13 protein-coding genes are annotated in these 10,167 nt (G+C 62.9%); 5 read left to right on the top strand and 8 right to left on the bottom strand.

Annotated elements, in window-relative coordinates; genetic code table 11:
• Nucleotides 1-88 precede the first annotated feature (88 nt).
• The 3 genes from EN750_RS06475 (at nucleotide 89) to EN750_RS06465 (ending at nucleotide 2,951) form a co-directional block, all read left to right on the top strand.
• Nucleotides 89-988, top strand: coding sequence for a LysR family transcriptional regulator (locus EN750_RS06475; protein ID WP_023810038.1), 900 nt, complete (start codon nucleotides 89-91; stop codon nucleotides 986-988).
• 89 nt (nucleotides 989-1,077) lie between these two features.
• Entirely contained in the window at nucleotides 1,078-1,746 is a 669-nt protein-coding gene (locus tag EN750_RS06470; protein ID WP_127395937.1) for a DUF1007 family protein, read from the top strand.
• Complete coding sequence (locus EN750_RS06465) at nucleotides 1,743-2,951, top strand: nickel/cobalt transporter (protein ID WP_127395936.1); 1,209 nt, start codon at nucleotides 1,743-1,745, stop codon at nucleotides 2,949-2,951. Before EN750_RS06470 ends, EN750_RS06465 begins: the two co-directional genes overlap by 4 nt.
• A 23-nt stretch (nucleotides 2,952-2,974) precedes the next feature.
• Here EN750_RS06465 and denD read toward each other — a convergent pair whose 3' ends face one another.
• The 6 genes from denD to EN750_RS06435 form a co-directional block, all read right to left on the bottom strand.
• Nucleotides 2,975-3,952 (bottom strand): D-erythronate dehydrogenase, encoded by a 978-nt coding sequence (denD, locus tag EN750_RS06460; RefSeq protein ID WP_127395935.1) that lies wholly within the window; start codon nucleotides 3,950-3,952, stop codon nucleotides 2,975-2,977.
• Nucleotides 3,953-3,968: 16 nt separating this feature from the next.
• Nucleotides 3,969-4,181, bottom strand: a complete 213-nt coding sequence (locus EN750_RS06455) for a hypothetical protein (protein ID WP_126071175.1) — start codon at nucleotides 4,179-4,181, stop codon at nucleotides 3,969-3,971.
• 93 nt (nucleotides 4,182-4,274) lie between these two features.
• Nucleotides 4,275-4,877 carry a zeta toxin family protein gene (locus EN750_RS06450; RefSeq protein ID WP_127395934.1) on the bottom strand — a complete coding sequence of 201 codons (603 nt, stop codon included), beginning with the start codon at nucleotides 4,875-4,877 and terminating at the stop codon, nucleotides 4,275-4,277.
• Nucleotides 4,874-5,194, bottom strand: a complete 321-nt coding sequence (locus tag EN750_RS06445) for a hypothetical protein (protein WP_127395933.1) — start codon at nucleotides 5,192-5,194, stop codon at nucleotides 4,874-4,876. The genes EN750_RS06450 and EN750_RS06445 overlap by 4 nt, the downstream gene beginning before the upstream one ends.
• Before the next feature lie 74 nt (nucleotides 5,195-5,268).
• Nucleotides 5,269-6,246, bottom strand: coding sequence for a cation diffusion facilitator family transporter (locus EN750_RS06440; protein WP_127395932.1), 978 nt, complete (start codon nucleotides 6,244-6,246; stop codon nucleotides 5,269-5,271).
• A gap of 10 nt (nucleotides 6,247-6,256) precedes the next feature.
• Nucleotides 6,257-6,943 (bottom strand): GNAT family protein, encoded by a 687-nt coding sequence (locus EN750_RS06435; protein ID WP_127395931.1) that lies wholly within the window; start codon nucleotides 6,941-6,943, stop codon nucleotides 6,257-6,259.
• Between the two features lie 83 nt (nucleotides 6,944-7,026).
• Here EN750_RS06435 and EN750_RS06430 point away from each other — a divergent pair, with 83 nt between their 5' ends.
• Together EN750_RS06430 and EN750_RS06425 are read left to right on the top strand one after the other, a co-directional pair.
• Nucleotides 7,027-8,211: a pyridoxal phosphate-dependent aminotransferase gene (locus EN750_RS06430; protein WP_127395930.1), complete on the top strand. Its 1,185-nt coding sequence runs from the start codon at nucleotides 7,027-7,029 to the stop codon at nucleotides 8,209-8,211.
• Between the two features lie 151 nt (nucleotides 8,212-8,362).
• Nucleotides 8,363-8,728 carry a YciI family protein gene (locus tag EN750_RS06425; protein ID WP_127395929.1) on the top strand — a complete coding sequence of 122 codons (366 nt, stop codon included), beginning with the start codon at nucleotides 8,363-8,365 and terminating at the stop codon, nucleotides 8,726-8,728.
• On the opposite strand, the gene EN750_RS06420 is transcribed toward EN750_RS06425, so the two are convergent.
• Together EN750_RS06420 and EN750_RS06415 are read right to left on the bottom strand one after the other, a co-directional pair.
• The gene (locus EN750_RS06420; protein ID WP_127381649.1) at nucleotides 8,729-9,484 is read right to left on the bottom strand and encodes an SDR family oxidoreductase; all 756 of its coding nucleotides are present in this window, start codon (nucleotides 9,482-9,484) and stop codon (nucleotides 8,729-8,731) included.
• A 258-nt stretch (nucleotides 9,485-9,742) separates the two neighbouring features.
• Nucleotides 9,743-10,167: DUF533 domain-containing protein (locus tag EN750_RS06415; RefSeq protein WP_127395928.1), on the bottom strand; the 425-nt coding region annotated here is incomplete at its 5' end.

Here is a 10,167-nt window from a genome sequence, read left to right as displayed (position 1 = left end):
GCCTGTCGCTGCTTGGCCCTTCCGGCAGCGACATTGCCCTGATACGGCTCGGTCGGAAACTTCTCGACGCGGCACGAAAGGCCTGACCATGGACACACTGACGCGCATGCGTGCCTTCATCGACGTGGTCGAGGCCGAGGGCTTTTCGGCGGCGGCGCGCAAGATCGGCCGTTCCAAGGCCTTGCTGTCGAAATATGTGCGCGAGCTGGAAGACGAACTCGGCGCTTTGCTGCTCAACCGCACCACGCGCCAGTTCTCGATGACCGAGGCCGGCCACACCTATTACCGGCGCGCCTCTGAGATCGTGCGCGAGGTCGACAGCCTGGCCGACGCGGTGCGTGAATCCTCCGGCGACGTGCGCGGCCGGATCAAGCTGTCGGCGCCGCGCACCTTCGCCGACGCGCCGATCGGCCAGTCGCTGATCGACTTCGCCAAGCAGCATCCCGACATCGTGCTCGACATCCAGCTCGACGACCGCTTCGTCGATCTGGTCGAGGAGGGCTTCGATCTTGCGGTGCGCATCTCGCGGCTGGAGAACTCGTCGCTGATCGCCAGGCGGCTGGCGCCGTTTTCGATAAAGCTCTGCGCCTCCCCCGAACTGATCGCCAAGCATGGCATGCCGACAAGGCCGCAGGATCTCAGCCGCATGCCTTGCATCGTCGACACCAATGGCCGCGGACTGAACAACTGGCCGTTCAAGGGCGACAATGGCGATCCGGTGAGCGTTTCGGTGTCCGGTCCGGTCGAGGTCAACAGCCCGATGACGGCGAGAGCCGCGGCCGTGGCGGGCCTCGGATTTACCGTCCTGCCGGATTTCATCGCCGCGCCCGACCTCGCGAGCGGCCGGCTGGTGGCGGTGATGGATGACCGTATCCTGTCGGGCGGCGGCATCTTCGCCGTCTACCCGCACCGCCGCTATCTGCCGGCGAAAGTCCGCGTCTTCGTCGACTTTTTGGTGCAGTGGTTCAGGACGCGCGAGGCTGGCTGACCGGCGTCAATAGTCTCGTGGTCCCAATTTCGCCCCCTTTCTGGTAACTCTCGGCAACTCTTCCGAGGCCTATGGAATCGCGACCCAGAATGCACCTGAAACGGCACGCAATCATGCTGGCTTCGGCCTTGGCGGCTAACTTTGCCGCCACTGGACCGGCTTACGTGCATCCGCATGTATTCGCCGAGGCCCGCCTCGATGTGATTCTCTCCCCGGATCACCAAAGCGTGAAGGCTCTGCGTCATCTCTGGCGCTTCGACGATCTGTTTTCCTCGACCGTGATGATGGAGTTCGACAAGAACTCCGACCTGAAGCTCGATGACGAGGAGCTGAAGGAAGTCGCCGACACCGTTCATGCCTCGCTGGCCGAGTTCAATTACTTCCAGCTCGTCACCGTTGACGGCAAGGACGTGGCGATGACGCCGCCGCCGCATCTGATGGCCAATTTCGACAACGATCAGCTGATCATCCTTTTCGAGTCCGAACCGAAGGTGCCGATCAAGCTCCATGGCAAGATCGATATCGGCGTCTACGATCCGACATTCTACACGGCGATCGACTTCACCGAGGACTCCAACATCACGGTTGAAGGCCTGCCCTCGAACTGCACCAGCAAGGTGGTCCGTCCGGATCCGGACGAGGCTATCAAGGAAAACCAGAAGACCCTCACCGATGCCTTTTTCAACGATCCGACCGGCACCGATATGAGCAAGATCTTCGCCACCAAGCTCGAACTGACCTGTCAGCCAGAAGGATGAAGCCGGTGACGAAACCGTCCCTGCGTTTGGCATTCGGCCTGTTGGCCCTCACTGTCGCCATGATGCATTTCGCCGGCGCCGCTCATGCCCAGAGTTCGCTCGGCATCGGCGTCAATGACGGCATGGCGCCCACCACCGGCCCGTTCGCCCATATCCTGATGTGGATCAATCTCAGGCAGCAGGAATTCTACCGCGCGCTGGCAACGGCGATGAAGGCGATGCGCCAGGACGGCAGCAAGATTTGGATACTCGTCGGCCTGTCCTTCGCCTACGGCATTTTCCATGCTGCCGGCCCCGGCCACGGCAAGGCGGTGATCTCGTCCTACATGGTGGCCAATGAAGTGGCGTTGCGGCGCGGCATCCTCTTGTCCTTCGTCTCGGCGCTGCTGCAGGGCCTGACCGCGATCGCGGTGATGGGGGTCGCCTATTTCGTCCTGCGCGGCACCTCCGTCTCGATGACGGACGCGGCCTGGTTCATGGAGATCATGAGCTTTGTCTTCGTCACCCTGTTCGGCGCCTGGCTGCTGTGGCGCAAACTCGGCCCCGCCGTCCTGCGTCTGTTCGGCAAGGGCCCGGCCTACAGCCTGTCGGCGGCTCATGCCGGCCATTCTCACGCCGGTCATTCTCATGGGGGTCATTCTCATGGGGGCCATTCGCACGGCGCGCATTCGCATGCCGGTCACTCCCATGCAGCTCACAGCCATTCGGCGCATGCTCATTCGCACGCGCTACACGCGCATGACCATGTGCACGGCCCTTCGCACGATCATCACGATCATGCCAAACACGATCACGCTCATCACGATCACGCGGCCGGCGAAGTCTGCGATACCTGCGGCCATTCGCACGCACCCGATCCGGCGCTGCTGTCGGGCGACCGCTTCGACTGGCGCACGGCGTGGACGGCGGTGGCGGCGGTCGGCATCCGCCCCTGCTCCGGCGCCCTGATCGTGCTGAGCTTCGCCCTGCTCAACGGGCTCTGGCTCGGCGGCCTGCTGTCGGTGCTGGCGATGTCGCTTGGCACGGCCATCACCGTTTCGGCACTGGCGACACTGGCGGTGACCGCCAAGAACTGGGCGGTGTATTTCGCCGGCGACGGCCGCATGGGCAACCGCATCCACTCGATCGTCGAGATCGGCGGCGCGGCGTTTGTGTTCCTGTTCGGACTGCTGCTGCTGTCGGCGAGTTTGGCGAGCGGCGGATAGGCCGGCGCCACGAGGTTCGGAGTTTAACCCGCGATCTTGCCGCCGAGCTCATCCTCGATGTGAGCGCGGATGATCTCGTCAAAACTCTTTTCGGCGCTGAAGCCGAGCTCCCGTGACCGCTTTGCCTCGAAGCGCGTCGGCCAGCCCTTGACGATCGCCCAGATCGTGTCATCCGGAACCTCGCGGATCAGGCTTACCGCCTTCGGCCCGGCGATGCGTTCCAGCGCCTCGATCTGCTCGCCGACGGTGACGGCGACGCCAGGCATCGTCAGGTTGCGGCGCGACCCGACTGCGCTGCCGTCGATCCCTGCCGCATGGATCAGGAAATTGACCGCCGAGCGCGGGCTGGCATGCGTGTGCACGACCGAGCGCGGCACCGGCAGGATCGCCTCGTGGCCGCTCAAGGGCTCGCGGATGATGCCGGAGAAGAAGCCGGACGCCGCCTTGTTCGGCTTGCCCGGCCGCACGCAGATCGTCGGCAGCCGGATGCCGATGCCGTCGAAGAACCCGCGCCTGGAATAGTCGGCCAGCAGCGCTTCGCTCATCTGCTTCTGGGTGCCGTAGGAGGTCAGCGGCGTCGGATGGAAGTCGTCGGGAATGATATCCGGAAACGGCGCGCCGAACACCGCGATCGACGAGGTGAAGACGACGCGCGGCGCAAAGCCCGCCAGCCGGATGGCATCGAACAGGGCCCGCGTGCCATCGAGATTGACGCGGTAGCCGAGATCGAAATTCGCTTCCGCCTCGCCCGACACGATGCCGGCAAGATGGAACACGACGTCGGGGCGCGATGCGACCAGGCGCTCAGTGGCCCCTGCTTCGGCGAGATCGCCAGTGTGCAGCGTGACGCTGACGGCATCCAGGCTCGGGGCCTGTGGTGGCACGATATCGTGTAAATCCAGCGCCGTGATCTTGCGGCCGCGCAGCGTGCCGTCCTTGGCCAGCCGGGCGATGAGCTTGCGGCCGACCATACCCGCGGCGCCAGTGATCAGAATGCGCATATCGAAAATCCCTTGCCTATTTACCCTGATTTTTGCGCTGGTTGCGGGCCCGCAACCAGAACACCGAGAAGAACGCCAGCACGAAGACGATGCCAAAGGCGCCGGCCAGCACCGTCGAAAGGCTGCCTAGTGCCAGCATCACGGTCGGCAGATAGTAGGCGCCGATACCGAACAGCAGCATGATCCACACTGCAGCGATAAGAGCGTTCCTGGTGTCGCGGTCCATCACCACTTTGCCCCGGTGTGGCCAGGATCAGCCGCGTGCGGATTCAATGCCATGAAATTCCTATGCCCGTGAGAGTAGCGTTGATGCGGCACCGCATCATCCGCCTTGCGACGATGCATGCCCGTCAATCTCAAAGATGGCCTTTTCAAGATAGCCAGGAATGCGGTTTGCCTGGTGGATAATTTGACCATTTTTGACGCGTGCGATCAGACGAAAATTTCTCGACCCGTTATCGCGGATGATCAACTCGTCGACCAGTGGCGAGACACGCGCAAGATTATCCATCACCTTATCGAAGCGCCTGGCAATGTCCTCGGCCGGAATACTATGGCCACCTTCCAACACGCGGTCGGCAACACGCGCGGCCGATAGAGCAGCACTTCCAATCCCAATGAACTCCATTTTCACAATAAAACCCGCCGCCCTGGCTGCTTCCATGTCTCGCATGGCCTGTTGACCGGAGAAGGTGGTTTCCACCGTAAATGACTTGCCTTGCTCGATGTGCTCTTTAATCATCTGGCGTGCCGCCCTGCCCACGGTCATGCCGGTGGATTCCGGTGCTTTAAGTCGTATCTGTTTTGCAATTGCGTCGGGATCAATCCGCGTTCCCACGCTGTTTTTTCCAGCAAATGTAGTTTTGCCCGATCCATTGGGACCGGCAACAACAAGGAATACCGGTTTGCCGGTCGGCGGGCTCAACGCAGCGCGTCTGGAAGAGGCTTAACCGTCTCGACTCGCCACGCCTTCTTATTGGCCAACCATTCGATTTTTAGGAGACATCGTTTGCCATCCGGAAATTCGCGAACGATATGGTCCGCTGGTGTATTCGCGTCGCCATAGCTGATCGGAAAACCGGCTTCGAGCCGGTCGAGAGCCGCCTGGCCATAGCCATTTGCCGTGAGTTTGACACGATTGAGCTTGACCGGCTTCAACCGGTCCAACGTCGTGACAAGGTCCTTGGTCACCTCGACCTGCTTGGGAACACTTGCCTTATTTTTTAGTTCCGCATGCGACATCCGTTTTCCCCGTATTCATCTGGAAGTATAGCGCGCCGCCATTCTTCCGTCGACAATGCCGTGAAATTCCTGCGTCAGTGGAAATGGCCAGGATGCTGAAGCGCTTCGCGTTGGTGCCCGTGCTCGTCGCCATCGTCGGCGCACTGGCCGAATTCCGGTTCCACGGTGGCATGGCTGATGCCGTGCTCGCTGGCAAGCCGCTTCTTGACGGCACTCACCGCCTGATGCGCATCGACGCCCTCGTCGAGACAGGCATGCAGCGTCGCCATGTTGCTGGTCCCATCAAGCGACCAGACATGCATATGGTGCACTTCGCGCACTCCCTGGACGGTCGCCTCGAGATCCCTGGCGATCAGATCGCGGTCGAGGCTTGGCGGCACGCCCTCGAGCAGGACATGGGCGGCTTCGCGCATCAGCGACCACGCCGTGTAGAGGATCAGCAGCGAGACCAGGACCGACAGGATCGGGTCGATCGGCGTCCAGCCGGTCGCCAGGATGACCAGCGCCGCCGCGATGGCCGCCGCCGAGCCGAGCAGGTCGCCAAGCACATGCAGGATGGCGCCGCGCATGTTCAGGCTTTCGCGGTCGCCGCCATGCAGCACGAAGAACGCGCCGATGTTCACCAGCAGGCCGAGGATCGCCACCACCAGCATCGGCCCGCCAAGCACCGGTGCCGGCGCCTGCAGGCGCCCCCAGGCCTCGTAGACGATCCACAGCGCGATGACGAAGATGGCGATGCCGTTGGTATAGGCCACCAGCGTCTTGACCCGGCCGAAGCCATAGGTGAGGCGAACGGTCGCCGGACGGCCGCCAAGATGAAACGCATACCATGCAAGGCCGAGCGCGATCGAGTCGGCGAGCATGTGGCCGGCATCGGCCAGCAGCGCCAGCGAGCCGGTGAGGATGCCGCCAAGCGCTTCGGCGACCATGAAGCCGCCGGTCAGGCAGGCTGCGATCAGAACGCGTTTCTTGTCGGTCGAGCCATGGACATGGCCGGGCCCATGATCGTGCCCGCTGTGATCGTGCCCGCTGTGATCGTGGGTATGTGCCAATGGCGAACTCCTAGGCGCCGAATTCCGCGCGACAATCCTCGAGCCGTCGCTTCTGCTGGCCGTCGCCATCGAAATTGGCCGGATCGAGCCACGCCTCATAGGCACTGCGCAGCGCCGGCCACTCCTTGTCGATGATCGAATACCACGCGGTATCGCGGTTTTCACCCTTGACGATCAGATGCTGGCGGAAAATGCCTTCGAACTTGAAGCCGAACCGTTCGGCGGCCCGCTTCGATGGCTCGTTGCGGTTGTTGCACTTCCATTCGTAGCGGCGGTAGCCGAGCTCGTCGAAGATGTATCTCATGAACAGGAACTGCGCTTCGGTTGCACCCGGCTTGCGCGAGATGAGCGGCCCCCAATAGATGTTGCCGATCTCGATGACGCCGCACGCCGGATCGATGCGCATCAGCGTCTGGCGTCCGGCGACCTTGCCGCTGGGCTTGTCGATGACGGTGAAGAACAGCGGATCCTCGCTGGCCTCGACCTTGTCCAGCCATGGCTGGAAGGCGGCGCGGGTCTCCGGCGGATAATCGGGCAACCAGGCGAAGCGGCCGTCGATGTCGGACACGGAGGACGCTTCATAGAGGCCATCGCCATGTTTTGCAGCACTCAGCGGTTCGAGCCGGACAGTGCTTCCGTCGATGGTCTTGCGTTCGGGCCGCGGGCGCGGTTGCCAATCCCTGAGATTTTCCGACACCGAAAGCTCCAATCCGTTTGACTTTTGCCAGCCGAAGCTCACAAAAACGCGACCCAACAGCAAGAACCACACGGACGGGAAAAATGCTCCACACGATTTCGGCCTTCGACCGCCTTGGCGAGGAAAACGCCTTTGCCGTGCTCGCGAGGGCCACAGCACTTGCCCAACAAGGCCGCGACATCGTCAATCTCGGCATCGGCCAGCCCGACTTCAAGACGCCGCAGCACATCGTCGAGGCGGCGATCAAGGCGCTGCGCGACGGCCATCACGGCTACACGCCGGCCAATGGCCTGCTGGCGACGCGCGAGGCGGTGGTGCGCCGCACGCTGACCACCACCGGTGTCGAAGTATCGCCCGAAACGGTGATGATCCTGCCCGGCGGCAAGCCAACCATGTTCGCCGCGATCCTGATGTTCGGCGAACCTGGCGCCGAAATCCTCTATCCCGATCCGGGCTTCCCCATCTATCGCTCGATGATCGAGTTCACCGGTGCAGCCCCTATTCCCGTGCCGATGCGCGAAGAGAACGGCTTTGCCTTCTCGGCCGAGGAGACATTGGCGCTGATCACCTCGAAGACCAGGCTGCTGATCCTCAATTCGCCCGCCAATCCGACCGGCGGCGTCACGCCGCGTGCCGAGATCGAGAAACTGGTCAAGGGGCTGGAGGCGCATCCGCACGTCGCCATCCTCTCCGACGAGATCTACGACGTCATGACCTATGATGGCGAGACGCATTGCTCGCTGCTCGGCTTTCCCGAGATCCGCGACCGGCTGATCGTGCTCAATGGCTGGTCGAAGACCTGGGCGATGACCGGCTGGCGCATGGGCTGGTCGATCTGGCCGAATGGCGACAAGGGCGCCCATCTCTACGACAAGGTGCGCAAGCTGGCTGTCAACTGCTGGTCCTGCGTCAACGCGCCAAGCCAGTTCGCCGGCATCGCGGCAATCGACGGCCCGCAGGACGACGTCGACACGATGATGCGCGCCTTCGACCGCCGCCGGAAGATCGTCGTCGAGGGACTGAATGCCCTGCCCAACATGTCCTGCATCACGCCCAAGGGCGCGTTCTACGCTTTCCCCAACGTCTCGAAGACCGGCTGGAAGGCCAAGAAGCTCGCTTCGGCGCTGCTCGACGAGGCCGGCGTGGCGCTGATCGGCGGCCCCGATTTCGGCATTCTCGGCGAAGGCTATATCAGGCTCTCCTACGCCAATTCCGAGGAGAACATCTTGCGGGCACTGGAACGGATCGGGGCCTTCCTGGCGAAGTAAGCCTGAAAGCGGCCCGCTGTCCTCTTCCGGACAATTTGCGGCTGTGGCATGACGGTGTCATGAGCCGTCCGGAGGCGCGCGGCCAAGACTGGGCGTGCATGTCGAGAACGGCTACGGTCCTCGGATCAGGATCGCAGGGGGGTGACATCGGATGTTCTATGCAATCCTTGCCTATCATGTGGAAGACGCAATCAAGGCGCTGACGCCGCAGGAAGATACGGCGCTGATGGCTGACTTGCTCAAGATCCATGAAGGGCTCTATGCCGACGGCAGCCTTGGCCCGTCGGCCCGGCTTGGCGCGACACAATCGGCCTGCACCTTGCGCGACGGCATGATCGTCGACGGCCCCTTCGCCGAAACCAAGGAACAGCTTCTCGGCCTCTATGTCGTCGACTGCCCGACGCGCGACGATGCCATCGCTATCGCGCGCGACTTTCGTCGCGTCAATCCGACCGCCGTCTACGAGATCCGTCCTATCGCGCTCTATCTGCCCGGCGCAGAGCTACCGGGAGAATAACTACCCACGCCCGACAAACGGCATCTTGGTCGCCATGACGGTCATGAACAGCACGTTGGCGTCGAGCGGCAGGCTGGCCATGTGGACGACGGCGTCGGCGACGCGCTGAACATCCATCACCGCTTCGGCTGATATCGAGCCGTTGGCCTGCGGCACGCCGACCGTCATCGGCTGCGCCATGTCGGTCAGCGCATTGCCGATGTCGATCTGGCCGCAGGCGATGTCATAGGGCCGGCCGTCGAGCGCCAGCGTCTTGGTCAGTCCTGTGATGGCATGCTTGGTCGCCGTGTAGGGCACCGAGCCGGGGCGTGGCGCATAGGCCGACACCGAACCATTGTTGATGATGCGGCCACCCATCGGCTTCTGCTTGCGCATGGCGCCAAAGGCGGCACGGGCACACAGGAACGAACCGGTGAGGTTGACGCCGACGATATCGTTCCACACTTCGACCGGAATCTCGTCGATCGGCGTCGATTTGTAGCCCATGCCGGCATTGTTGAAGAGCAGGTCGACACGGCCGAAGGCCGCCGCCACGGTCTCGAACAGATCGTCGACCTCGCCTGCCTTGCTGATATCGCAGGCAACCGCCAGGGCCTTGGCGTCGGTGGACCCGGCCTCGGCCACGGCTGCATCCAGCACGGATTTGCGGCGTCCGCAGAACACTGTGTTCCAGCCCGCCTTGAGCAGCGCCGTGGCGACGCTCTTGCCGATGCCCGTGCCGGCCCCGGTGACGATGGCGGTTCTTTGTTCGGTCATGGCTGTTGTCCTCCGGCAGCGCTGCGCTTGCTCGACTGATTTTCGGGGTTTGGCTCGAAAAAGGAAGGCATCGCAAATGACGGCGGCGATGGCAAGCGTGTCCATCCGATGGGGCCGACAAAAAGGGCGGCCATTGGCGACCGCCCCTGATCTGAACCGGGCTTGGGAGGAGGAAAAGCCGATCCGACTGTGTTGAATGATGCGCTTTCTGGGTTAATGAGCGGTTAACCCGGAAAGTGCCTCCTGTGCCGTTTTGGCCTACCAGCGCGGATTGGGTGACGTCCCGGCCTTGGCCGGCACCTTGGCCGCCGAAACTGTCGCCTCGACATGGTCGACCAGCGCGTCCGACAGGCCGAGCCGGCCTGCAAGCAGGTCGAGATAGCCACGTTCGGCGCGGGTGTCGGGATCGATGGTCAGGCGCGACGCCGTGTAGAGTTCGAGCTTCTGCGCGTCGGTCTTGGCGCCGGCGACCAGCGTGTCGAGGTCGAGCGGGCTTGCCAGCTCCGCCATCAGGAACTTTTCGGCATCGGAGTCTATGCCGGCCAGGCTGAGCTTGCCGGCGATCTTCTGGCGCTCTTCATCGTCGATATGGCCATCGGCCTTCGCCGCCGAGATCATCGCCCGTATCAGGGTCAGCGTGAATTCGTCCTCGCCTTGCGGCGCCTGCGACGGGTGGAAGGCGG

It is taken from the genome of Mesorhizobium sp. M7A.F.Ca.ET.027.03.2.1, assembly GCF_003999175.1.
GTDB lineage: Bacteria > Pseudomonadota > Alphaproteobacteria > Rhizobiales > Rhizobiaceae > Mesorhizobium.
The sequence above is the reverse complement of the archived record's forward strand: the minus strand, read 5'-3'. Positions and strand labels throughout refer to the sequence as shown.